The sequence below is a fragment of the Marilutibacter chinensis genome, from assembly GCF_021725675.1.
Lineage (GTDB): Bacteria > Pseudomonadota > Gammaproteobacteria > Xanthomonadales > Xanthomonadaceae > Marilutibacter > Marilutibacter chinensis.
In genome coordinates this window covers 483,643-506,895 of the sequence record NZ_JAKJPO010000003.1, presented here as the reverse complement: position 1 = coordinate 506,895, position 23,253 = coordinate 483,643, and the positions used below count along the sequence as shown (strand labels likewise).

The following is a 23,253-nucleotide window of genomic DNA, read 5'->3' as shown; positions in this document are numbered from 1 at the left end:
ATCGCGGCTAGGATCGGGTGTCCGGCACGAACCGTTCCGGCATCGCATTCGCCCACCACCCGCAACCCGGAGCCCGTCATGCGCGTAGCGTCGTTTGCCCCTCTGCCCCTGTCCGCCGCGATGGCCGCGATACTCGTGTTCGCCGCGCCGCCTGCCGCACACGCCCAGCAGGCTGCCGGCGAGCGCCCGGAAGTCGCCGCCGCCGCGCAGGCGGTCGGCGACAAGGTGGTGGCATGGCGTCGCGACATCCACGCCCATCCCGAACTCGGCAATCGCGAGACCCGCACCGCCGCCCTGGTCGCCGACCACCTGCGCGCGCTGGGGCTGGAGCCGAAGACGGGGATCGCGACCACCGGCGTGACCGCGGTGCTCAAGGGCGGCCGTCCGGGCCCGCGGATCGCATTGCGCGCCGACATGGATGCGCTGCCGGTGACCGAGCGCACCGACGTGCCGTTCGCGTCGAAGGTCACCACGACCTTCCGCGGCCAGCAGACCGGGGTGATGCACGCCTGCGGCCACGACGCCCACACCAGCGTGTTGATGGGCGTGGCCGAGGCACTGGTGGCGATGAAGGACGAGCTGCCGGGCGAGGTGATGTTCATCTTCCAGCCGGCCGAGGAAGGCCCACCCGACGGCGAGGAAGGCGGTGCCGAGGAAATGCTCGCACAGGGCATCTTCAGCGACTTCAAGCCCGAGGCGGTATTCGGCCTGCACGTGTTCAGCACCCTCGGCGCCGGACGGATCGGCGTGCATGCCGGGCCGACGATGGCCGCTTCGGACCGCTTCAACATCGTCGTCAAGGGCCGCCAGACCCACGGTTCGCGTCCGTGGGGCGGGATCGACCCGGTAGTCGCCGCCGCCGACCTGATCGGCACCGCGCAGACCGTGGTCAGCCGTCGCCAGGACATCTCCAAGCAGCCGGTGGTACTGAGTTTCGGCGCGATCAACGGCGGCATCCGCTACAACATCATCCCCGACCAGGTCGAGATGGTCGGCACCATCCGTACCTTCGACGAGGACATGCGGCAGGGCGTGTTCGCCGACCTGAAGAACGTTGCCGAGAAGGTCGCCCAGGCGCACGGCGCGACCGCGGTCGCGCAGGTGCCCGACACCAAGGGCAATCCGGTGACCGTCAACGACCCCGCGCTGACCGCACGCATGCTGCCGAGCCTGCAGAAGGTGGTCGGCGCCGACAACGTGGTCGATCCCGGCCTGACGATGGGGGCGGAGGACTTCTCGTTCTATGCGCGCGAGGTGCCGGGGTTGTTCTTCTTCGTCGGCGCGACGCCGCGGGACCAGGATCCGAAGACCGCGCCGAGCAACCACTCGCCGGAGTTCTTCCTGGACGAGTCCGCGCTCGACATCGGCGTGCGCGCGCTGCTGCAGGTATCGCTGGACTATCTGAACGACCCGCCACGTAGCTGAGCGGGAGACGGGAAACGGCCGCCCGGGCCCGGTCCGTGCCGAAGCGGCGGCTGAAGGGCGGACCGATGATGGACGGCTCCGCAGGCGCCGGGCGGTACCGGCGCCGTAAAATGGACGGATGAACGATCCCGCCCGCAACGACGGCCTGCCGCTGGGCCGTCACGTCGACTATCCGCGCCATTACGACGCCGGCCTGCTGTTCCCGATCGCCCGCTCGCTCGGCCGCCACCAGATCGGCGTCGACGATGCGGCACTGCCGTTCATCGGCATCGATCGTTGGCATGCCTACGAGCTGAGCTGGCTGGATTCGCGCGGCAAGCCGCGGATGGCGACCGCGACCTTGCAGGTGCCGGCGCATTCGCCGTTCCTGATCGAATCCAAGTCGCTGAAGCTGTATCTGAACTCGTTCAACGCGACCGTGTTCGACGACGAGGAGACGGTGCGGGTACGGATCGCGACCGATCTGTCCGCCGCCGCCGGCGCGCCGGTGCAGGTGGCATTCGGTCTGCCGCCGGCGACCGCGGAGGACGATGGCGAATCGATCGACGGCCTCGATGTGGCGATCGCGGAGTACGGTCCGCCGCGCGCCGAGCTGCTCGGCGCCGATCCCGCCAGTCTCGCCGAAGAGGTGCTGAGCAGCGGCCTGCTCAAATCGAACTGCCCGGTTACCGGGCAGCCGGACTGGGCGACCGTGGTGATCCGCTACCGCGGCCCGCGGCTCGACCGCGCCGCGCTGCTGCGTTATCTCGTGTCGTTCCGCGATCACGCCGAGTTCCACGAGCAGTGCGTCGAGCGCATCTTCACCGACCTGCTCGCCCGGACCCGGCCGCAGACGCTGTCGGTGGAGGCGCGCTACACCCGCCGCGGCGGGCTGGACATCAACCCGTGGCGGGCCACCCCTGGCCACCGACGTCCGGATCCGACACGCGACACACGGCAATAGCGCACTGCGTCCGGATGCCGGGCACGATCTTCACCTGGACGCAATGATTCCTTAACAGGGCGCATGCCAGTGTGCTCGCAACGACCCACACTGGCGAGGAGCGTCCTGGATGAGTACCGAGAAAAAGCCCGACTTCTCCAATGTGCAGGGCGCGGTGAAGAGCACCGAGGAGATCATCGAGAAACCCGACTTCAGCAACGTGCAGTCGTCGGTGCAGTCGACCGAGGAAATCATCGAGGCGGATCCGGTCGAGCAGGCCTATACGGTCGAGAAGGGCGACACGCTGTCGGCGATCGCCAGGCAGTTCTATGGCAAGGCCAGCGATTGGACGGTGATCTTCGAGGCCAACCGCGACCAGCTCGACGACCCGGACCGGATCTTCCCCGGCCAGGTGCTGCGCATCCCGGCCGGTTCCGGGAACCACGGCACCGACGCCTGAGCGGCCATCGCCGCGTCCCAGCCATCCGCATATCCGCTCACGCACATCCAAGGAGAACCGCATGATGCGTCAACGTTCGACCTATGCCGTTGCCGCGGCCCTGGTGGCCACGCTGGCCGTTGCCGGCTGCAAGAAGCAGGAGACGGCTCCGGAGGCCACCGCGCCACCGCCGCCGTCCCCGGCCCTGGAACCGTCGGCACCGGTCGCGCCGGTTGCCGCGACCGCGTCGGTCACCGGCGTCGAACTGGGTACCGCCGTCGGCGCCGACATGAACGTCACCGCGCCGTCGACCACCTTCGCGCCGGGTGACACCATCATCGCCGCGGTGTCGACCGCGACCAGCGATCCGGCTGCGACCGTCAATGGCACCCTCGGCGCCAGGTGGACCTTCGGCGGCGATACCGTCGTGCACGAGGAATCGAAGGAGATCGCGTTCGCCGGCAAGGGCGTGACGAATTTCCAGATCAGCAAGCCCGACGGCTGGCCGGCGGGCAGCTACAAGCTGGAGGTGACGCTCGACGGCGCCACCGTCGAGACCCGCGATTTCGAGGTGAAGTAGTCCGCACGGGCGGAACGCCAATCCGGCTGCGTGGCCGCCGTCCATGGCCGCCACGCGGCGACACTTCTTCTCTCTCCCCCCTATTGGGTGGGCAAGCCAAGGCGCGATGGAAATCGCGCCTCTTTTTTTGTGCGGGTCCGGTTGCGGTGGCGCCTGCCCGCGAGTTTGCGCGGGACGCCGACGTCGTCCGCCCGGCCGCGCCTTCCCGCCACTGCGGGCGCGATGGGCGGGGATGTCAGCGCGCGTCGCCGGGCTCCGGAAAACGGCCGTCGAGGTAATACCAGCGGCCGTCGATGCGCCGGAAACGGCTGATCTCGTGCAGGCGCGCAGCCGGGCCACCGCCGACGCGATAGCGGGCGATGAACTCGACCGTCGCCGCATCGCCCTCGCTGTGATGGTCGAGCACGCTCAGCCCGAGCCAGCGCAGTGCGCCCGGCGGGTCCAGCTCCAGCGCGGCCGGGCGGGTATCGGGGTGCCAGCTGGCGCGCAGATAGTCGGCGTCGCCGCGGACATAGGCGCTATAGCGGGAGCGCATCAGCGCCTCGGCGGTCGCGGCGGCGGTGCCGGCGTGGAGCGGACCGCAGCAGTCCGGATAACGGTCGCCGCTGTCGCAGGGGCAGGCGTCGGAGGAGGACGGCGTCTTGCGCATGGCTGCCATTGTCGCCGGCTTTGGCGGTGCGTGGCCGCGACTCGTACTACCATGCGCGTCCCGATCGCATGGCCCGCCCGCATGAAAGCTCCCGCCTACCTCGACGACGACCAGATCGAACGCCTCGCCGACCTGCTCGAGCAGCGCGCGGTGCCGTTCAGGGGGTTCAACCTGGAGGCGCTGGACGGCTATCTGACCGCGCTGGTGCTCGGTCCGGAAGACGTGCCGGCCTCCGAGTGGATGCCGCCGGTCTGGGGCAAGCCGCCGCGGTGGTCCGATGACACCGAGCGCGAGGAGATCGAGGCGCTGCTGCAGGGCCACCACAACATGGCGGCCGCACGCGTGCGGCACGGCGAGGACGATCTGCCCGACCATCTGGCGCCGCTGCTGTGGTTGCCGGAGGATCCGGAGGAAGAGCTGCCCGAGGACGTCGCCGAGGAGGACCTCGACGTCGGACGCGACTGGGCGCTGGGCTTCTTCACCGGGGTTTCGCTGCGCGAAGCCGCGTGGGATGCCTGGCTCGACGACAACGACTGGATGGAGGCGATCTTCGGCCTGTTCGACCAGCTCGCCAGCGGCGAGGTGATCGGCGAGGACCCGTCGGCGCCGGCGACTCCGATCGGATACCGGGAGCGGCTGGAGATCATCGCCAGCCTGCCGGGCATGCTCGCCGATCTGCATCACCACCGGATCGACGCGCTGACGCCGCACGAACCGATCCGCCGTGCCGAGGCTCCGGCCCGCAACGCGCCGTGCCCGTGCGGCAGCGGACGCAAGTACAAGAAATGCTGTGGAGCCGCCGACGCCGGCGAGTGATCGGAGCTCCGGGGCAATCCGGACTCCGCGTGCGATGGACGGCGCGGCGTCCACGGATCGAGGAAGGAATGGCTCAGCCCTTTCCCGGGGTGCCGGCGCTGCCCTGGGGCCGGGTCAGCACTTCCAGCCTGTCGAGCATCGTGATCGCGTCCTCGCGCGAGTTTCCGCACATCTCCTGGGACGGACGCAGCGATACGCAGAACGGCGGCCGCTCGGGCCTGCCGAAGATCCGGCAACGCATGTGCTCGTCGAGCTGCACGCACGGAATGCCGGCCGGCTTGCCGTGCGGCATGCCGGGAATGGGGGAGTGGATCGAAGGGGCGATGCAGCACGCCCCGCAGCGGCTACGACAGTTCATCGCCCCTCCCGGCCGTCGTCGGCGGTCAGTCGCCGGTCGACAGCAGCGTGTAGGACGCGCGCAGCTCGTCGTAGACCGCACGGGTGTCCGGACGCACGCCATGCCAGCGCAGGAACGCCTCGGCGGCCTGCTCGACCAGCATGCCGAGGCCGTCGATCACGATGTCGCAGCCGGCGGCACGCGCCCACGCCATGAACGGGATCGCGACCTCGCCATAGCTGAGGTCGACCGCGTCCGCGCGCGGCGCGACCAGGGAACTGGGCAGGAACGGCAGCGCCGCTTCGCGCGCGGCCGAGGTCGCATTGACGATCAGGTCGAAGCCGCCGAGGTTGCCCAGGTCCTCGAAGTTGCGCGGGTGCACGCGGCCGGGCTCGCCGAGGGCGTCGGCCAGCGCATCGGTGCGCGACGGCGTGCGGTTGACGATGAACAGGGACTTGATCCCGGCGTCCAGCAGTGCCGGTGCGACCCCGCGGGCCGCGCCGCCGGCGCCGATCAGCAGCACCTTGCGCCCGCGCAGGTCCTGACCATGGCGTTCGGTGAGATCGCGCACCAGGCCGAGGCCGTCGGTGTTGTCGCCGAGCCAGCCGTCGGCGGTGCGGGTCAGGGTGTTGGCCGCACCGCAGCGGCGCGCGCGCTCGGTCAGCTCACTGCACAGCTCGGCCGCACGCTGCTTGTGCGGCAGGGTGATGTTGACGCCGGTGCCGCCGCCGGCCGCGAACGCGGTCAGGGTGGCCTCCAACTGCTCGGGGCCGGTGTCGATGGCGGTGTATTCGAGGGCGATGCCGCGCTGCCTGCCGAAGGTCGCGTGGATGCGTGGCGACAGGGAATGCGCCACGGGATGGCCGATCACGGCAAAGCGCTTGATCACGGATTCGGTCATGGGGGCCTCGCTTAGACTTGGGAAGAAGACATCGGCTTGGAAATCCGGGGAATCATCGATGCGGATCATCGTCGCCTGCGCATTCAGTCTACTCCCGGCGCTGTGTGCGGCCACGTCAACGCAGGGGCTGCCGGCCGTCGCCGCGTCCGGCCTGTCCGAGTACGGAATCGAAGGCATGGGCGTGGTCTCGACCCGGGCCGACGAGGGCCGCGCCAGCGTCGGCGCCGATGGCCGTCGGATCGTCTGGGCGGCGGCGGGGCGCGAAGGCGGCGCCGGCGGCAGCGACCTGTGGCAGGCGACGCTGCACGATGGCCGCTGGCAGGATCCGGTGCCCCTGGCGATCAACAGCCCGGCCGACGACGCCGATCCCGCATTCGACCCGGACGGCCGCTGGCTGTACTTCAGCTCGAACCGGGAAGGTGGCCGCGGCGGGCACGATCTCTATCGCGCCCGCGTGCTCGCCGGCGGCGGTTTCGGCGTTGTCGAGCATCTCGGCGGTACGCTCAACACCAGTGGCGACGAGCGTGCGCCGATGCCGGGCCCCGACGGCAATCTGCTGCTGTTCGCGAGCGACGGCCACGGAGGCGAAGGCGGCCTCGATCTGCTGTCTGCCCGCCGGGACGACGACGACTTCGCCGAACCGCGCGCGTTGCCCGGCACGGTCAATACCATCGCCGACGAAACCGATCCTGCCTGGCTTGCCGATGGCGCGACCCTGGTGTTCTCGCGCGGCAATGCCGCGACATCGCAGGTGAGGGTCGCCCATTGCGACGGTTCGGCCTACGCCGGGGATGCAGCGCTGGAGCTGTCGTTCAACACCGCCGACGCGCGCACGTTCGCGCCGGTCCCGGACGGGCACAAGCCGGGCGAGCTGCTGGTCGCCGGCACCGCCCGCGCCCCGCGCGCCGGCGGCACCGATCTCTACCGCACCGTTTCGCCGAAGGCCGCCGGGCGTGCCGGTTGCCTGGACGAAGGAAGGTGACGGCGAGCGGCGGCTTCGGCATGCCGCCGGCAGGCTGAAGTCGCCCACGGGCGTCGAAGCCCGGTTCGGGGCGGGAAATGGGAGGGCAGTCACGAAAGCGCGGCCGCTGGACGTGGATTCTTCCTGTCTGGAAGACAAGGAGAGCGTATGACCAGGAAGTCATCGGGATTCATCAGTGTGGATCACGCGCTGTACGCCCTTCTGCTGGTTTCGGTGACGTTCGTGGCATGGTCCGTTCACCGCTACCAGAAACTCGAGGAGCGTCTGGTCAAGACGACGTTCGATCTCGGGCATCCGCGTGTCGGCGAATGGATTCCGAGCACCGATCTTCCGGTTCTGCAGTCGCCCGCATCGATCGCGAAGATCGGTGCGCCTGAGCGCGATGGACAGGTCCTCTATTTTTTCTCCCCCGACTGCCAGTTCTGCCGGGCGTCGACGGAGCATGTCGAGCGCATCCACGACATCATCCGCGCGCACGGCGACATGGAGATGTACGCGGTCTCGGTGATGAGCGAGGACGAGACACGTCAGTACCTTTCCGAAACGGGCTCGAAGATTCCGACCGTGGTCCTTCCCGGCTCGAAGGAGATCGGCCTGTACCGCCTCAACGTCGTGCCGATGCTGTTGATGGTCGACAGGGACGGGCGCGTTCGCACCGCGCGTTATGGACAGCTGACAGACAAGGACGTGCCTCTACCGAGCCCAGCCCGTGACGATGGCCAGGAAGGCCGCGCGGGCGTCAGATAGACCAGTGAAGGAGTACGACATGAACGTCAAGGCAAGCAACAAGAAGTGGTTCGTCCTGGTTGCGGCGAGCCTGGTTCTCGCCGCTTCCGCCTTCTCGCAGGTGACGGCAAGGCCGGCCGGCGAAGGCCTCTACTGCTCTTCCTGCCTGAACTGCGCTTCCGGACGCGGTCACAAGAACATCGGGGACAATTACTGTTTCGCCTGCTGCATCGAACCGTAACCGGTCGCTGCGGAGCCGGATGCCCTCCCGGTGAGGGCATCCGGTCGCGACGGCATGAATGCATCATTGCCGGGGCCGGTCGCGTTCGCGATGACCGCGCGGGACCCGTTCCCTGTTCGAGCCGAGCCTGACAGAGCCGGTGAATCCGGACGCGTCTATCCTTCGCGCAGCCAGCGCGCGGCGTCGAGCGCGAAGTAGGTCAGGATGCCGTCGGCGCCGGCGCGCTTGAATGCGAGCAGCGCCTCCATCGCCGTGGCGCGTTCGTCGAGCCAGCCGTTCGCGGCGGCGGCCTTCAGCATCGCGTACTCGCCGCTGACCTGGTAGACGAAGGTCGGCACGCCGAACGCATCCTTCACCCGTCGCACGATGTCGAGATAGGGCAGGCCCGGCTTGACCATCACCATGTCGGCGCCCTCGTCGATGTCCAGCCCGACCTCGCGCAGGGCCTCGTCGGAGTTGGCGGGGTCCATCTGGTAGGTGTACTTGTTGCCCTTGCCCAGCGCCGCGGCCGAGCCGACCGCGCTGCGGAACGGGCCATAGAACGCGCTGGCGTACTTGGCGCTGTAGGCGAGGATGCGGGTGTTGGAGAGCCCGCCCTCCTCCAGTGCGACCCGGATCGCGCCGATGCGGCCGTCCATCATGTCGCTGGGCGCGACCACGTCGGCGCCGGCCTGCGCATGCGACAGCGCCTGCCGGGTCAGCGCCTCCACGGTGACGTCGTTGAGGATGTAGCCGTCGCCGTCGAGCAGGCCGTCCTGGCCGTGGGTGGTGTAGGGATCGAGCGCGACGTCGGTGATCACGCCCAGCTCGGGGAAGCGCTGCTTCAGCGCCCGCACCGCACGCTGGACGATGCCGTCGTCGGCCCAGGCGACCGCGCCATCGGCGGTCTTCTTCGCGGTATCCGGCACGCCGAACAGGGTCAGCGCCGGAACGCGCAGCTCGCTGGCCTGTTCGGCCACGCGCAGCAGTTCGTCGATCGACAGGCGTTCGACGCCGGGCATCGACGGCACCGCCTCGCGGCCGTCGCGCTCGTGCACGAACACCGGGTAGATCAGGTCGTCGGCGGTCAGGGTGTGCTCGCGCATCAGCCGGCGCGAGAAGTCGTCGCGGCGCATCCGCCGCATGCGGGTATCGGGGTAGGCCATGCGCGGATTTTACGCGCTCGTGCTGTGCGCGGGGTGGCGGGTCGGACCGCCGCGATGGATCCGTGGAGTCAAATCACCCCGCCGCCGAGGCCCAGGCGGACGATGCCGACCACGATGACGATGCCGTTGAGCAACAGGCCCGCCTTGGCACGGCCGTTGCGTTCGCTGCGGGTGAACAGCACGCCGATCGCGCCGATCACCGCACCGACCGCGGCGAACGGAATCAGCAGCCAGTTGCCCCAACCCAGCAGCGGAATCAGCGCGATCACCATCCAGATCATCGCGACAATGCCCCAGAGCAGGCTGATCAGTCCCATCGTGCGGTTCTCCGGTCCGGGGCGGACACCCCTGTCGTCCGATATGGTGGCCCGGACGGGGCGATCAAGCCCGTCTCGAAAGTCACCCCCGGGCGGCTGGAGCGGTGCGGCTGCGCGAGACACCGCCCGCACTCCTCCGTATCGGACCGTTGCCGACGTCGGGTCGCCCGGTCGGTGGCGCGCGGGGGGCGCGTCAAGACACGAATCGCTGGTCTGGGCCAGCGAGGTCGTGAATGATGACCGTTGCGATCCATGGTGTTGCGGCCCGGGTTTCGGACCGTCCGGCCCGGCTGGCCGGCCCCGTGCTGCGTGCGGGGTTCGTTCGAGGCGCGAGGCGGTGCCTCGGGTGGCCGCAGGCATGGAGATGACCATTGCCATCCTTGGCGTCACGGCCGGGGTTACGGATCGTCCGGCCTGGCCGTCCGTGGTCGGGCGTTCGCCCGCGCGCGAGCCAGTGGCTCGCAAGCGCGCGGACTCACCCATGTACCCCGTCGATCTCCATCCGCAGGTCGCGCCGGCAGATCGCAGCGTGCAGCACGATCCGTGGCACGTCCGGGCCGAGCCGCTCGGCGAGCAGACGCTCGACCTCGGCGATCGCGTCGTGGTCGCGCACGTAGACCTTGAGCCGGCTGCCGGTGCCGAAGCGCGGTGGCAGTGCCGGCCGGTGGGTCCGCGCGGTCGCGAGCAGGCTGTCGAAATTGGCCAGTGTCTCCGCGACCTGGTCGGCGACCGAGTCGGCATGGCGGGTCTGGTGTCCGACCACCGCGGCGGTACCCGACAGCATCAGCGGCATCGCCGCACCGGCTGGCGGCAGCATCGCGCGGGCAAAGCTTGGCGGCTGCGGCCCGTACTGGCGTGGATAGCGCCAGGCGCTGACCTGGCGCGGGTTCTCCAGCGGAGTGCCGGGGCGGCGGGCGGCCAGCCAGTAGACCTGCAGGCGGCGCACGCCGTCGCTGCGTCCGATCGCGGTCGCGGCGGGCAGGGTGCCGGGGCGGATCTCGCCTGCGCTCGCCGTGATGCCATGCGCGCGGCCGATGCAGAAGCGCCGGTAGCGCTCGTCGTCGCCGCTGCCGTCGGTGATGTCGGCGATGTAGTTCCAGGTCCGCAGCAGGTGCGGATAGCCATGGGCGTGGATGAGGGTTTCCAGTTGCCGGTAGGCGCGGTCGGCCGCCGTCTCCACGTCGGTGTCGCCGTCGGCGAGGGCGGCTTCTTCGATCTCGATCGCGCCGAACAGCAGGCTGCCGTCCTTCGCCCAGCCGATGCCGTCCTCGCGCCCGTGGGTGACCGTTCCGCCCGTCCGCCAGACCTCCAGCGGCGCCGCACCGTGCGGTTGCAGGCCCAGGCGCAGGTAGCGCGGATCATCGCTGGCCGGCGCTCCTGCACCGAAACCGAGCACCGCCAGCACGGTCGGCTCATCGAGAAGCCGGGCCAGCGGTGCGTCGACATAGTCGATCGTCAGCCGTGGCGGCACGTTGTCGAAGGCGGGGCGCGCGCTCACTGCCGTGCCTCGGCTTCGCTCGTGGCCAGGGGCCGTGATGGTTGCGACGCATGCGGCGCGTCGTCGGCCAGCGGTGCGGCCTGGTGCAGGGTCTCGCCGCCGTCGTAGCGCACCTGTGCCTGCCGCCGACGCTGACGCCAGCCGCGCAGCGCCGCCGGCGCCAGCCGCAGCGCGGTCAGTGCGTAGATCCAGCGGAACACCCGCAGGCGCCGGACCACGGCCGGGTTGTCGAACACGTCGCCGGCCAGCATCGAGATCACCGCCTGCTCGACCTGCCAGGTGTTGCGCGGATGGTTGAACAGATGACGCATCACCGGCGTATTGAAGCGATAGATGAACCACTGGAAGTGGCGCAGGCCGCGCCCGAGGCGTGTCTCCATCGCCCGCTGCAGTGCGTGTTCGCGGAGCGGTTCGCGCAGGCTGCCATCGACGACCTCGGCCGCCTGCTCGGCGCTGTTCATGCCCAGGTATACGCCGGAGGAGAACACCGGATCGACGAAGGCATAGGCGTCGCCGACCATCACCCAGCCCGGGCCGGTCATGCGATCGCAGGTATAGGAATAGTTGCCGGTGACGTGGACCTCGCCGACACGACTGGCCGCATGCATGCGCGCGGCGACCTGCGGCTGCGACATCAGGGTCTTCATCAGGAACGCCCCGGCGTCGCCGCGGCGCTGCTTAAGGTACTCGGGGAAGCACACGGCGCCGACGCTCATCACCTCGCCGGGCAGCGGGATCAGCCACATCCAGCCGTGCTCGAAACGTTGCACGGTGATGTTGCCGGCATCCTCGCCAGGCCGGCGCTCGACGCCGCGGAAATGGCTGAAGATCGCCGCCGACTGGTGCTTCTCGTTCTTGCGCTTGAGCTTGAGCTGGCGGCCGAGCACGGTGTCGCGGCCGCTGGCATCGACCAGGTAGCGGGGCTCGAACGCCTGTGCGCGTCCGTTGGCATCGCGCGCATGTACCCGCGCTGGCCGGCCGTCGGTGCCGAACTCGACCCGTTCGACCCGCACCCGTTCGCGTGCGTCGACGCCGCTGTCGCGGGCATGCGCGAACAGCAACGCGTCGAACTCCTCGCGCCGGACCTGGAAGGCGTAGCCGAACTTCGGGTCGAGCGCGCGGGCGAAACGGAACGTGTTGTAGTCGTTCGCGCGTTCGGTGCCGTCGATGCCGCGGCCGCTGAGCGGGAATTCCGCGCCCGGCTTGTGGGTGGCGATCGCCCGGACCTGCTCGAGCACGCCGAGCCGCTCGAGGATCGGCAGGTTCATCGGCAGCAGCGACTCGCCGATGTGGAAGCGCGGATGCGCGTCCTTCTCCAGCTGGACGACCCGCCAGCCGCTGCGGGCCAGCAGGGTCGCCGCGGTGCTGCCGGCCGGTCCGCCGCCGATCACCAGCACGTCGCAGCGTTCCGCGGCATGGGCGGGGCGCTGCGGGCTCGATACGGAGGTGGGCGGCGGGCCGCTGGCGGCGTCCGCGGTGGCGTCGTCGGTCATCGCGCCATGATAGCGGCCGGCCGCGCCGTGGTCGTGCATGGCCCGGCCCTCGGGCGGCGGCGGTGCCTGGCTGAACGCGGGCGCAGCCGCTGCGGCTTGCGCCGCGCCCCCCGATCGCGGATCGTTGCGTCCCCTGTCTCACTGCTCCGATGGACGTCCGATGTCTGAACAAACCGCCGCCGAACGCGAACTGGCCGAGCTGCTGGTCGAAAGCCTGAATCTCGAAGGCATCGCCGCCGACTCGATCGCGCCCGAGGCTCCGCTGTTCGGTGAAGGGCTGGGACTGGATTCGATCGACGCGCTGGAGCTGGCGCTGGCGATCTCCAAGCGCTACGGAGTCCAGCTGCGGTCGGACAGCGACGAGAACCGCCGCGTGTTCGCCTCGCTGCGGTCGCTGGCCGCGCACATCGAGCAGCGCAAGGCGGCCTGAGAAATCGCGGGCGACCGGATCCGGAGGCGATGAGCAGTCTGCTGCCGCGCCTGCTGCTGGCGCTGGCCTATCCGTGGCTGGCGCACTGGGCGAGCCACGGCGGCGGCGATGGAATCGCGCTGCTGGCGCTGCTCGACCTTGTGCTGGTGGTGCTGATCGACGGCTTGTTGCGGTTGCGGTTCCCAGCCTGGCTGGCGCTGGCCGGTTCCGCCGCCGTCCTGGCCGTCCTGCACGGCAGCGTATGGCCGCGGGTGCTGCTGCTGGCGCCGCCGATGCTGTTCACCGGCCTGGTCGCGTGGTGGTTCGCGCGCAGTCTGGGCGACCCGCGCGGCGCGCTGATCTCGCGGATCGTCGCCGCCCTGGAGGACGCGTCCGGCGACTCCCCCGCAGAGGACCGCAAGCCGGCCGCGCTGGCCCCGGACCTGCTGCGGTACACCCGTGGTCTGACCCTGGCCTGGGCGCTGGTGCTGGCAGGCCTGTGTCTGGCCAACGGCGTGCTGGCCCTGGTCGCGGTGCCCGACGGTGCGTTGGCGCTACTGGGCCTGCCGGCGCCGTTCACGGTCACCCGCGCGCAATGGTCGCTGTTCGCCAACCTGCTCAACTACGGCTTCGTCGGACTGTTCTTCATCGCCGAATATCGGCTGCGGCTGCACCTGTTCCCGCGCCGTCCGTATCGCAGCTTCGTCGGTTTTCTGGGGATGATGGGCCGGCTCGGTCCGGAGTTCTGGCGCGGCTTGTTCGCCCGTCGCTGACCGCGCGGTGGGCCCCTTCCCCGCGCGGGCGGGCCCTGCCCGGCGCCGTCAGCCCGTATCCTTCGCACTCATGGAATTCAGCATCGCCGCCGATCATCCCTGCCTGTCCGGGCACTTCCCGGGACGGCCGCTGGTGCCGGGGGTGGTGTTGCTGGAGCACGTGGTCGAAGCGGTGGAGGCGGCCGGCGGCCCGGCCGACGCCCGGTGGCGCTGGCCGCAGGTGAAATTCCTGCAGCCGCTGTTGCCGGGCGACAAGGCACGGATCGAGCTGCAGCCGCTGCCCGACGGCCGCCCGGGATGGCGTTTCCGGATCCTGCGCGACGGGGTCGTGCTGGCCAGCGGCGAGCTGTCGGCGGCATGAGCGCGGACCACTCCCCGCGCGGCGGCGACTGGACCCGGCGTCCCGAGGGCGGTGGCCGCTTCGCGCTCTGGCTGATCAGCACGATCGCGCGGCGTGGCGGCCGCGCTCCCGCGCGCGCGCTGCTGTATCCGATCACGCTCTATTTCCTGCTCACGCGCGGACCGGAGCGGCGCGCCTCGCGTGCATATCTCGACCGCGTGCTCGGCCGGCCCGCGCGGCTGTGGGACGTGGCCCGGCACATCCATACCTTCGCCAGCACGATCCTGGACCGGGTGTTCCTGCTCGGCGGGCAGCGCCAGCGCTACGACATCCGGGTCGAGGGGCTGGACGTGCTGGAGGGCCATCTGGCACGCGGGACGGGCGCACTGCTGTTCGGCGCCCACCTCGGCAGCTTCGACGCGCTGCGCGCGCTGGCCGCGTCGCGCCCGGACGTGCAGGTGCGGGTGGTGCTGGACAAGCGCCACAATCCGGCGATCGTCGAGGTGCTGGATGCGCTGAACCCCGAGCTGGCCCGGCGCGTGATCGATGCCGGCCAGGACGGACCGGCGATCGTGCTGGCGATCCGGGAGGCGCTCGAGGAGAACGCACTGGTCGCGGTGCTGGCCGATCGTGCGCGTCCCGGCGAGCCGGTCCGGCACGCACCTTTCCTCGGCGGTCAGGCCGGGTTTCCGACCGCGCCCTGGGCGATCGCGGCGGTGCTGGGCCGGCCGGTGGTGCTCGCGTTCGGGCTGTTCCGTGGCGGCAACCGCTACGACCTCGTGTTCGAAGCGTTCGAGGACGCCCCGGCGGTGCCGCGCGCCGAGCGTGCAAGGGTGCTGCCGACCTGGATACGGCGTTATGCCGGGAGGCTGCAGGCGCGGGTGCTCGACGCCCCGTACAACTGGTTCAACTTCTATGACTTCTGGCAGGACGATGATGCGCGATCCGTTGCGAATCGAACCGGGCCGCCGCAGGGCGATGCCCATCCGCGCGATGCTGCAGGCGCTGATCCTGGCGGCTCTGGCGGCGCCACCGCTGCACGCCGCCCCTCCTGAGCGCGGCGGAGACGGCAGCGACGTCGTCGGCGCTCCCGCCGACGCCGACTGGGTGCTGGCGAGGATCGCGCGGCCGGCGCCGGCACGGACGCCTTTCCTCGAGCTGCGCGACTCCGCGCTGCTGAAGGAACCGCTGCGGATTCTCGGCGAGTACCGCCGCGAGGCCGGCGACAGCCTGGTCCGACAGGTGAATTCGCCCTATCGGGAGACCACCACGATCGCCAACGGCATGGTCCGGATCGAGCGTGCCGGCCGCGCGCCGCGCAGCTTCGCGATGTCGCGCGCGCCCGAGCTGGCCGCGTTGCAGGCCAGCTTCGGGGCCCTGCTCGCCGGCGATCGCGCGAGGCTGGAGCGGCATTACCGGATCGAGGTCGACGGCAGCCGCCGCGACTGGGCCCTGGTCCTGACGCCACGCGATGCCGCACTTGCCGGGCGTGTGGCTGCGGTCACGCTGCACGGCCGTGGCGCCGAGCTGCGCTGCATCGAGAGCGCGCCCGTCGACGGACGCGAGCAACGCAGCCTGCTGGCCGGTGCGGTGGCCGATGCCGAAGGTGTCGACGATCCGGCCACGCTGCAGGCGCTGTGCCACGGAGAAACCGACCGGTCCCGCGGCGAGTGGGGCGGAAGCCGATGAAGCCGGCGTCGCGCCTGCTGCTCGCCGCGCTGTGGGCGGCCGTGCTGGTCGGCGCGGCCGTCTGGATCGGAGCTCATCTCGAGCTCAGCGGCGACCTGCGGCGGTTCATGCCGACCGCGCGCACGCCGGCGCAGAAGCTGCTGATCGAGGAGCTCGGCGAAGGGCCGGGTGCACGCCTGCTGCTGGTTGCGCTGAGCGGCGACACGCCCGCGACGCTGGCGCGACAGTCCGCCCGCATGCGGACGCTGCTGCGCGACAGCGGCCGGTTCGCGATCGTCGCCAATGGCGACGACGGCGGCCTGGAAGCGGTGCCGGAGCGGCTGCGTCCGTACCGCTATCTGCTGTCGGACACCGTCGACGATCACGACCTCGACCGTCACCTCCTCGCCGATGCGCTCGATCAGCGCGTGCAGGACCTGGGTTCGCCGGCGGCCGAGCTGGTCGAGCCGCTGCTGGGGCGTGATCCGACCCTGGAGACGCTCAGGCTCGCCGAGGCCTGGCAGCCGGCCGAAGCGCCGCAAAAGCGCCACGGCGTCTGGTTCGATCGCGAAGGGCACGAAGCGCTGATGCTGCTGGAAACCCATGCCGCCGGATTCGACCCGAGCGGGCAGCAGGCGGCATTGGCCGCGATCCGCGACGCCTTCGAGCGCACCCGCGGTGCCGGCGACGCACGGCTCACGGTGACCGGGCCGGGCGCGTTCTCCGAGCAGATCGGCGGCCGCACGCGCCGCGAGGCGACCCTGTTCGGAAGCCTCGGCGGAGCCGGTTTCGCGGTGATGCTGCTGCTGGCCTATCGCCGCTGGCAGGCGCCGCTGCTGGCCGCGCTGCCGGTGGCCAGTGCCGGTCTGCTCGGGCTGGCTGCGGTCGCAGCCCTGTTCGCGGCCGATGGCGTGCACGGGATCACCCTCGCGTTCGGTTTCACCCTGATCGGGATCGCTGCCGACTACCCGATCCATCTGTTCAGTCACCTGCAGCCGGGCGTGCCGCCGCGCGAGAGCGCGCGGCTGATATGGCGCACGCTGGCGACCGGCGTGGCGTCGACCTGCCTGGCCTACCTGACCTTCTTCGTGTCCGGCGTCGACGGACTGCGCCAGCTTGCGGTATTCACCGTCGTCGGCCTGGCCACGGCGGCGCTGACGACGCGCTTCCTGTTGCCGGCGCTGCTGGCGCCGCCCCGGGACGACATCGCCGGAAGGTCCTCGGTGGTGCGCATGCATGCGGCGATCGAACGCCTGCCGCGGCTGGCGGCGCCGGTGGTGCTGGGCATCGCCGCGGTCGCGGTCGCGGTGATCGTGTTCGTACCCGGCGCGTTGTGGCAGAACGATCTCGCCCGCCTGACCCCGGTGCCGGAGGATGCGTTGGCCCGTGACGTGCAACTGCGCGAGGCGCTGGGCGCACCCGATGTGCGCTACCTGATCGCGATCCAGGGCGCCGACGCCGAGAGCGTGCTGCAGCGATCCGAGCGGCTGCGCCCCGCGCTCGACGCGCTGCGCGGCAGTCACGTGCTCGCCGGCTACGACATGGCTGCGCGCTACCTGCCGAGCATCGCGACCCAGCGCGCACGCCAGGCGCGCCTGCCCGATCGCGCGGCCCTGCGCACCGAACTCGCTGCCGCGCTTGCCGGCGGCCCGTTCCGCGCCGATGCGTTCGACGGCTTCGTCGACGACGTTCAGCGCGCACGCGCGGCGGCGCCTCTGCGGCCTGCCGATCTCGCCGGCACGCCGCTGGAGGCGACCGTCGGCGGGCTGCTGATGGCCGGCGACGGGCGCGCGACCGCGCTGGTATCGCTCAGCGGGCTTGCCGACCCGGCCGTGGTCGCCCAGGTCGCGCAGGCGAACGACGTGCAGTTGCTCGATCTCAAGCAGGCGTCGGAATCGCTGGTCGCCGAGTATCGCGCGCGGGTGCTGTGGGCGTTGGCGCTGGCGGTGCTGCTGCTTGCCGGCGGGGTCTACGCGATGCTGCGCAACGTGCGCCGGACCGCTCGGGTGCTGGCGCCGATGCTGCTCGCCACCGCGCTGGTGCTGGCGGTGCTGCGCGGCCTCGGTGTCGAGCTGAACCTGTTCCACCTGGTCGCGCTGATGCTGGCGGCCGGGCTCGGCCTGGACTACGCGCTGTTCTTCGACCATGCCGGCGAAGGTCGCGCGGAGCAGCGCCGCACTCTGCATGCGGTGATCGTCTGCGCGATCTCGACCCTGCTGGTGTTCGCGCTGCTCGCGTTGTCCCAGATACCGGTCCTGCGCGCGATTGGCGGTACCGTCGCCCTCGGCGTGCTGTTCAACGTGCTGCTTGCGTTGTTGATCGCGCGACGGCCGGCGGCACAGGCATGAGCGTGCGGGCCGACAGCGCGGGCGTGGCGCTCGACCGCGCCGGCATCCTTGCCAGGGTTCCGCATCAGGGTGCCATGTGTCTGTGGGATGCGGTGCTGGACTGGGACGCACAGCGCATCCGCCTGCAGGCCGACAGCCATCGCGACGCCGGCCATCCGCTGCGGCATCGCGGCCGGCTCGCCTCCGTGCATCTGTGCGAGTACGGGGCCCAGGCGATGGCGGTGCATGGCGGCCTGCTCGCCCACGGCGACGGCCGGCGACCGCGCGCGGGCCTGCTGGTCGCGCTGCGCGCTGTGGAGCTGGAGGTCGCCCGCATCGACGATCTCGCCGAGCCGCTGATCGGCGAGGCCGTGCGGATCGCGGATACAGCCGCCGGCCAGCTGTACGCATTCCGGATCGAGCACGCCGGGGGCACGATCGCGCAGGGGCGCGCGCTGGTCGCCCTGGCCGGCGCGGCCGGATGAGCCGATGTCGAATGCCCATGCGGTGGCGATGGGGTTAAGCTGCCGGTCCTCCGACACCCGACATAAGGACATGCGCATGGCACGCCCGCAAAGCCACCTCGAGATCGCGCTCGCCTCGATACAGGTCTTCACCGACGACGGCCGGATGGACCTGCAGGAGCTGGACCGGCTGCTGGAATTGGCGCTGCGGGACGAGACCATCGACGACGACGAGAAGCGCGTGCTGGCGAACATCTTCGCCCGCGCCGAGCGGGATGGCGTCGCCGCCGACGTCGCGACGCGCATCGGCGAAGCCCGTCGCCGGCACGGAATTCCGGCCTGACCCCCTGCTTCTTCGTCGCTCCCGGATACCAATCCGCTGATGTCCCTGGGGTCTCCCGCGCCCCGGGCTGCGCCCATGGCTCACATGTAAGCTCAGCAAGAAATTACATGTGATGTATTGACACTGTCACATGTGAGGTCTACAGTCGGCTCCATGGAACGCAAGACCTCTGCCTATTACCAGCGCCGGCACCGGGAGCGGCTGCGCGAGATGGGGCTGGTGAAGAAGGAGCTTTGGATCCTGCCGGAGTTCGCGGACGAACTGGCGGCAGTCGAGCGACGCATGCGCCAGCCTCGCGGCTCGGTGCCTACCCAGAAGGAGATCGGTATGAACGAGCCCAAGGTCTGGACCGCGGCCGCGCTGCACGAGGCGCTGTCGGCGACGGATGTCTTCCGCAGCGGTGCGGTGTCGGTGGAGGTGCTGGAAGGCGCCACGCCCAGCCTGCACCTGGTGATGCACGACTACGGCGACCTGCCGGTGTTCCTGGCGGTGGAGGGTGAGCAGATCATCGTCGAGGCGCTGCTGTGGCCGGTGTCGCAGGTGAAGGACGCGGCCGCCTTCAACGAGGAGGTCCTGCGCACCCACAAGCTGTTCCCGCTGTCGACGATCGGCATCGAGGTCATCGACGGCGATCCGGTCTACATCATGTTCGGCGCGCTGGACGCCCATTCCAGCCTGTCCAACGTGGTGTTCGAGATCGACACCCTGGCCGACAACGTCATCAAGGTCACCGAGGCCTTCGAGCCGCGCCTGCGCGACGCCGCCTGAGCGGCGCCCGACCGACACAACGGAGAGACACCATGAACATCTGGAGCAAGCTGTTGACCGCGCTGCGCGGCGGCGCGAACGAGGTGGGTGAGTCGATCGTCGATGGCCAGGCGCTGCGCATCCTCGACCAGGAAATCCGCGATTCCGACGCCGAGCTGCGCCGGTCGAAGGAAGCGCTGGCCGAGATCATGGCCAAGCACAAACTGGCCGAGGCCCGGCTGGCCAAGTCCAGCGAGAAAGTGACCGAGTACGAGGCCTATGCGCTGAAGGCGCTGGAATCCGGCGACGAGACGCTGGCCCGCGAGGTCGCCGGCAAGATCGCGGTGCTGGAAGGCAGTCGCGACACCGAGCAGGCGCAGGTCGAACAGTTCGCCGCCAGCATCGCCGACCTGCGTCGTGCGATCACCCAGGCGGAGACCAACATCCGCCGGCTGAAGCAGCAGGTTGACACGGTCAAGGCGACCGAAAGCGTGCAGCGCGCGCAGACCACGGTCGCGCACCGCTACAGCGGTTCGCAGAGCAAACTGCAGACCGCACTGGAGTCGCTGGAGCGGATCAAGCTCAAGCAGGCCGAGCGCGGCGCACGAATGGAAGCCGCGGCCGAGCTGGCAAAGGAGGAGGGCCAGGACGCCGTCGATGCGCGGCTGAAGGACGCCGGGATCATCGCCGACGCGGCCAGCGCCGAGTCGGTGCTGGAGCGGTTGAAGCAGAAGCAGGCGGGTTGAATGCGATCGGCTGATCGGAGTCGGCTGGTCAGGATCGACTGAACGGACGGTCGGGTCGGGCCAGACCCGGACCGACGACCAGCAAGTGACGGCATGGAGGTCGTGCGCAAGACCGGGCATGGAGGCCCGGCGACCTGACGGCGGTTTGGCCGGCAGGGCAGGATCGGCCAGCGGCAGCCGCCGCGCCAGCGTCAGGGGAGATCGCCAGTGGAGACATTCCTGCAGATCGTTTTTTCGTACCCGACCGTGGTCTACAGCGTGCTGTTGGCCGTGCTGGTCGTGTATTGGCTGGTCGCGATGCTGGGCCTGATCGATCTCGAGATGGTCGATGGCTGGCTCGGTGCCGACGTCCAGATCGCCGATGCGGTGGATGCGGTAGACGGCAACGGCATGGCCGGCATGATGGCGAAGTTCGGTCTGGCCGGTCTGCCGATGATGATCGTGCTGACCGCCCTGGTGCTGACCGCGTGGGTGTTCAGCTATTACGCCGACTATCTGCTGTTGCGGCACCTGCCGGGCGGTGTGCTGCGGCTGCTGACCGGTACGGTCGCGATGGTTGCGGCCTTCGTCGCCGCGACGCCGGTGACCGGACTGCTGCTGCGGCCGGTACGCATGCTCTACGACAGGCTGCGTCCCGAGCCGCCGCGTTCGCTGCTGGGTATGGCCGGCGTGGTGCGCAGCCCGGTGGTCGATGCGACCCAGGGCATCGCCGGCGTGGAAGACGGCGGCGCCGGCCTGGTGCTGCAGGTGAGGACCGAGGCCGCCGGACGCTTCAAGCGCGGCGACCGGGTGGTGCTGATCGAATACCTGGAGGCCGACAACGCCTACCGGGTGGTCGGCGAGGACGAATTCAGGGGGCCGTGACGCATGTATTGCGGTCCTGCGGATGGAAAACCCGTACTTAGGGAGATGCGGTAATGACGCTTACGCTTGAACAAATTCTGCCGGCCCTGGTGATCATCGGCGTAGCCGTTGTCGCACTGATGGGCCTGCTCGGACTCGTCAAGGCCTTCTACGTCAAGGTGCCGCAGGGCACCGCGCTGATCGTCAACGATCTGTCGTCGACGCCGAAGGTGCATTTCACCGGCGCGATGGTCCTGCCGGTGATCTACAAGCAGGAGTTCATGAAGATCTCCCTGATCACGCTGGAGGTCGACCGGCGTGGCAAGGACGGGCTGATCTGCCAGGACAACATGCGCGCCGACATCACCGTCGCGTTCTACCTGCGCGTCAACGAGACCCAGCAGGACGTGCTGAAGGTCGCCAAGGCGATCGGCGTCGATCGCGCCTCTGATCGCAGCGCGGTCAACGAGCTGTTCAACGCCAAGTTCTCCGAAGCGTTGAAGACGGTCGGCAAGCAGATCGAGTTCGTCAAGCTGTTCGAGAACCGGCAGGAGTTCCGCGACCGCATCATCGAGGTGATCGGCAACGATCTCAACGGCTATGTGCTCGAGGACGTTGCGATCGACTACCTGGAGCAGACGCCCAAGGGATCGCTGGACCCCAGCAACATTCTCGACGCCGAGGGTATCCGCAAGATCACCGAGCTGACCGCGGCGCAGAACGTGATCACCAACGAGCTCTCGCGCAACGAGGAGCTGGCGATCACCAAGAAGAACGTCGAGACCCGCGAGGCGATGCTGGCGCTGGAGCGGCAGCAGGCCGATGCCGAGGCGCGGCAGAAGCGCGAGATCGAGACGATCCGCGCCCGCGAGGAAGCCGAGACCCTGAAGGTGCAGGAAGAAGAGCGCCTGAAGGCCGAGCAGGCCCGCATCGCGGTGCAGGAGCAGCTCGACATCCGCGAGGAGAACCGCCTTCGCGAGGTCGAGGTGGCACAGCAGAACCGCCAGCGCGCGGTGGTGATCGAGATCGAGAAGGTCACCCGCGCGAAGGATCTGGAGATCGTCTCCCGCGAGCGCGAGGTCGAGCTGCAGAAGATCGAAAAGGAGAAGGCGCTGGAAGAACAGCGCAAGGAAATCGCCAACGTCATCCGCGAGCGCGTTGCGGTCGAGAAGACCGTCGCCCAGGAAGAGGAGCGGATCAAGGAAGTGCGCGAGGTCTCCGAGGCCGACCGCCAGAAGCAGGTCACCATCCTCGAGGCGCAGGCGCGCGCCGAGCAGGACCTCGTGCGCCAGGTCAAGCAGGCCGAGGCGGAGGAGACCGCGGCGCGCCACAAGGCCGTCGAGGTGACGGTGATGGCGCAGGCCGAACTGGAAGCGGCCGCGAAGCAGTCCGAGGCGAAGAAGAAGATGGCCGAGGGCATCGAGGCCGAGCGCGCGGCGCCTGGCCTGGCCGATGCGCGGGTCCGCGAGGTCGCGGCGGCGGCGATGGAGAAGGAAGGTCTGGCAGAAGCGAAGGTGATCGCCGAGAAGCTCACCGCCGAGGCGCGTGGCGGCCAGGAGAAGGGCCTGTCCGAGGCCAAGGTGCTGGAAGAGAAGCTGTCGGCGCAGGCACGCGGCGAGCAGTCGCTGGGCGAGGCCAAGGCCAAGGCCACGCGCGACGTCGGCCTGTCCGAGGCCGAGGTGCTGCTGACCAAGCTGAAGTCCGAGGCCGAGGGCCTGGAGGACAAGTTCGCCTCGCTGGAGGCGCTGTCCGAGAACGCCCGCGCCCACGAAGAGTTCCGCATGCAGCTGGAGAAGAACTTCGAGCAGGCGATCGCCGGCATCGAGGCCAACAAGGACATCGCCCGCGAGCAGGCCGAGGTGCTCGGCACCGCGCTGGGCAAGGCCAACATCGACATCGTCGGCGGCGAGGGCGAGTTCTTCAATTCCTTCGCCAAGGCGCTGTCGGTCGGCAAGGCGATCGAAGGCGTCGCCGGCAAGAGTCCGATCGTGCAGGAACTGCTGGAGAAGCTCGCCTCGATCAAGGTGGGACAGGCGAAATCCGGCCCGACGGAGCATGGCGACCGCAGGGACGGGTCCGCGCTGGACTCGTGATTGCCGCGGCCGGCCGGGCGTCGGGCCCG

The 23,253-nt window shown here is 69.8% G+C and carries 26 protein-coding genes and 1 pseudogene; 20 read left to right on the top strand and 7 right to left on the bottom strand.

Annotated elements, in window-relative coordinates:
• The first annotated feature begins 120 nt into the window (after window positions 1–120).
• The 4 genes from L3V18_RS07930 (at window position 121) to L3V18_RS07915 (ending at window position 3,366) form a co-directional block, all read left to right on the top strand.
• The gene (locus L3V18_RS07930; protein ID WP_237054238.1) at window positions 121–1,425 is read left to right on the top strand and encodes a M20 family metallopeptidase; all 1,305 of its coding nucleotides are present in this window, start codon (window positions 121–123) and stop codon (window positions 1,423–1,425) included.
• A 118-nt stretch (window positions 1,426–1,543) separates the two neighbouring features.
• Entirely contained in the window at window positions 1,544–2,368 is an 825-nt protein-coding gene (queF, locus tag L3V18_RS07925) for an NADPH-dependent 7-cyano-7-deazaguanine reductase QueF (RefSeq protein ID WP_237054129.1), read from the top strand.
• A gap of 109 nt (window positions 2,369–2,477) precedes the next feature.
• The gene (locus L3V18_RS07920) at window positions 2,478–2,807 is read left to right on the top strand and encodes a LysM peptidoglycan-binding domain-containing protein (RefSeq protein WP_237054128.1); all 330 of its coding nucleotides are present in this window, start codon (window positions 2,478–2,480) and stop codon (window positions 2,805–2,807) included.
• A gap of 61 nt (window positions 2,808–2,868) precedes the next feature.
• On the top strand, window positions 2,869–3,366 hold the full coding sequence (locus L3V18_RS07915; protein ID WP_237054127.1) for a hypothetical protein: 498 nt from the start codon (window positions 2,869–2,871) through the stop codon (window positions 3,364–3,366).
• Between the two features lie 235 nt (window positions 3,367–3,601).
• On the opposite strand, the gene L3V18_RS07910 is transcribed toward L3V18_RS07915, so the two are convergent.
• Window positions 3,602–4,015 carry a YchJ family protein gene (locus L3V18_RS07910; protein WP_237054126.1) on the bottom strand — a complete coding sequence of 138 codons (414 nt, stop codon included), beginning with the start codon at window positions 4,013–4,015 and terminating at the stop codon, window positions 3,602–3,604.
• Between the two features lie 81 nt (window positions 4,016–4,096).
• Between L3V18_RS07910 and L3V18_RS07905 the strand changes: the two genes are divergently transcribed.
• Window positions 4,097–4,831, top strand: coding sequence for a UPF0149 family protein (locus L3V18_RS07905; RefSeq protein WP_237054125.1), 735 nt, complete (start codon window positions 4,097–4,099; stop codon window positions 4,829–4,831).
• 73 nt (window positions 4,832–4,904) lie between these two features.
• Here the strand turns inward: L3V18_RS07905 and L3V18_RS07900 are convergent, their stop codons facing one another.
• A complete protein-coding gene (locus L3V18_RS07900) occupies window positions 4,905–5,189 on the bottom strand; it encodes a YkgJ family cysteine cluster protein (protein WP_237054124.1) in 285 nt (94 codons plus the stop codon).
• Window positions 5,190–5,214: 25 nt separating this feature from the next.
• Window positions 5,215–6,069 (bottom strand): shikimate dehydrogenase, encoded by an 855-nt coding sequence (aroE, locus tag L3V18_RS07895; RefSeq protein WP_237054123.1) that lies wholly within the window; start codon window positions 6,067–6,069, stop codon window positions 5,215–5,217.
• Between the two features lie 58 nt (window positions 6,070–6,127).
• Here aroE and L3V18_RS07890 point away from each other — a divergent pair, with 58 nt between their 5' ends.
• The 3 genes from L3V18_RS07890 (at window position 6,128) to L3V18_RS07880 (ending at window position 8,018) form a co-directional block, all read left to right on the top strand.
• Window positions 6,128–7,051 (top strand): TolB-like translocation protein, encoded by a 924-nt coding sequence (locus tag L3V18_RS07890; RefSeq protein ID WP_237054122.1) that lies wholly within the window; start codon window positions 6,128–6,130, stop codon window positions 7,049–7,051.
• A 147-nt stretch (window positions 7,052–7,198) separates the two neighbouring features.
• The gene (locus tag L3V18_RS07885; protein WP_237054121.1) at window positions 7,199–7,798 is read left to right on the top strand and encodes a TlpA family protein disulfide reductase; all 600 of its coding nucleotides are present in this window, start codon (window positions 7,199–7,201) and stop codon (window positions 7,796–7,798) included.
• Between the two features lie 19 nt (window positions 7,799–7,817).
• A complete protein-coding gene (locus L3V18_RS07880; protein ID WP_237054120.1) occupies window positions 7,818–8,018 on the top strand; it encodes a hypothetical protein in 201 nt (66 codons plus the stop codon).
• Window positions 8,019–8,173: 155 nt separating this feature from the next.
• Here L3V18_RS07880 and hemB read toward each other — a convergent pair whose 3' ends face one another.
• From hemB to L3V18_RS07860, 4 genes and pseudogenes are all read right to left on the bottom strand, one after another.
• Window positions 8,174–9,163, bottom strand: a complete 990-nt coding sequence (gene hemB, locus L3V18_RS07875; RefSeq protein ID WP_237054119.1) for a porphobilinogen synthase — start codon at window positions 9,161–9,163, stop codon at window positions 8,174–8,176.
• Window positions 9,164–9,231: 68 nt separating this feature from the next.
• A complete protein-coding gene (locus L3V18_RS07870; RefSeq protein WP_237054118.1) occupies window positions 9,232–9,480 on the bottom strand; it encodes a hypothetical protein in 249 nt (82 codons plus the stop codon).
• Between the two features lie 475 nt (window positions 9,481–9,955).
• Window positions 9,956–10,978 (bottom strand): chorismate transformation FkbO/Hyg5 family protein, encoded by a 1,023-nt coding sequence (locus L3V18_RS07865; protein WP_237054117.1) that lies wholly within the window; start codon window positions 10,976–10,978, stop codon window positions 9,956–9,958.
• A gap of 98 nt (window positions 10,979–11,076) precedes the next feature.
• Window positions 11,077–12,471: pseudogene (locus L3V18_RS07860) on the bottom strand (NAD(P)/FAD-dependent oxidoreductase); the annotation flags it as partial.
• Between the two features lie 160 nt (window positions 12,472–12,631).
• Between L3V18_RS07860 and L3V18_RS07855 the strand changes: the two are divergent.
• The 12 genes from L3V18_RS07855 to L3V18_RS07800 all read left to right on the top strand — a co-directional run bounded on the left by L3V18_RS07855 (window position 12,632) and on the right by L3V18_RS07800 (window position 23,224).
• Window positions 12,632–12,901 (top strand): phosphopantetheine-binding protein, encoded by a 270-nt coding sequence (locus tag L3V18_RS07855; RefSeq protein ID WP_237054116.1) that lies wholly within the window; start codon window positions 12,632–12,634, stop codon window positions 12,899–12,901.
• A 29-nt stretch (window positions 12,902–12,930) separates the two neighbouring features.
• Window positions 12,931–13,653 (top strand): COG4648 family protein, encoded by a 723-nt coding sequence (locus tag L3V18_RS07850; protein WP_237054115.1) that lies wholly within the window; start codon window positions 12,931–12,933, stop codon window positions 13,651–13,653.
• A gap of 70 nt (window positions 13,654–13,723) precedes the next feature.
• Entirely contained in the window at window positions 13,724–14,014 is a 291-nt protein-coding gene (locus tag L3V18_RS07845) for an ApeI family dehydratase (RefSeq protein ID WP_237054114.1), read from the top strand.
• On the top strand, window positions 14,011–15,048 hold the full coding sequence (locus L3V18_RS07840; protein ID WP_237054113.1) for a lysophospholipid acyltransferase family protein: 1,038 nt from the start codon (window positions 14,011–14,013) through the stop codon (window positions 15,046–15,048). The genes L3V18_RS07845 and L3V18_RS07840 overlap by 4 nt, the downstream gene beginning before the upstream one ends.
• Window positions 14,972–15,682 (top strand): LolA-related protein, encoded by a 711-nt coding sequence (locus L3V18_RS07835; protein WP_237054112.1) that lies wholly within the window; start codon window positions 14,972–14,974, stop codon window positions 15,680–15,682. The genes L3V18_RS07840 and L3V18_RS07835 overlap by 77 nt, the downstream gene beginning before the upstream one ends.
• Window positions 15,679–18,009 carry an MMPL family transporter gene (locus tag L3V18_RS07830; RefSeq protein ID WP_237054111.1) on the top strand — a complete coding sequence of 777 codons (2,331 nt, stop codon included), beginning with the start codon at window positions 15,679–15,681 and terminating at the stop codon, window positions 18,007–18,009. Before L3V18_RS07835 ends, L3V18_RS07830 begins: the two co-directional genes overlap by 4 nt.
• Window positions 18,006–18,473, top strand: coding sequence for an ApeP family dehydratase (locus L3V18_RS07825; protein ID WP_237054110.1), 468 nt, complete (start codon window positions 18,006–18,008; stop codon window positions 18,471–18,473). The genes L3V18_RS07830 and L3V18_RS07825 overlap by 4 nt, the downstream gene beginning before the upstream one ends.
• A gap of 70 nt (window positions 18,474–18,543) precedes the next feature.
• Entirely contained in the window at window positions 18,544–18,795 is a 252-nt protein-coding gene (locus L3V18_RS07820; RefSeq protein ID WP_237054109.1) for a hypothetical protein, read from the top strand.
• 153 nt (window positions 18,796–18,948) lie between these two features.
• Complete coding sequence (gene bacA, locus L3V18_RS07815) at window positions 18,949–19,563, top strand: biofilm formation regulator BacA (RefSeq protein ID WP_237054108.1); 615 nt, start codon at window positions 18,949–18,951, stop codon at window positions 19,561–19,563.
• Between the two features lie 32 nt (window positions 19,564–19,595).
• Window positions 19,596–20,288 carry a PspA/IM30 family protein gene (locus L3V18_RS07810; RefSeq protein ID WP_237054107.1) on the top strand — a complete coding sequence of 231 codons (693 nt, stop codon included), beginning with the start codon at window positions 19,596–19,598 and terminating at the stop codon, window positions 20,286–20,288.
• 207 nt (window positions 20,289–20,495) lie between these two features.
• Window positions 20,496–21,152, top strand: coding sequence for a hypothetical protein (locus L3V18_RS07805; RefSeq protein WP_237054106.1), 657 nt, complete (start codon window positions 20,496–20,498; stop codon window positions 21,150–21,152).
• A gap of 53 nt (window positions 21,153–21,205) precedes the next feature.
• Complete coding sequence (locus L3V18_RS07800) at window positions 21,206–23,224, top strand: flotillin family protein (protein ID WP_237054105.1); 2,019 nt, start codon at window positions 21,206–21,208, stop codon at window positions 23,222–23,224.
• Window positions 23,225–23,253: the final 29 nt, after the last annotated feature.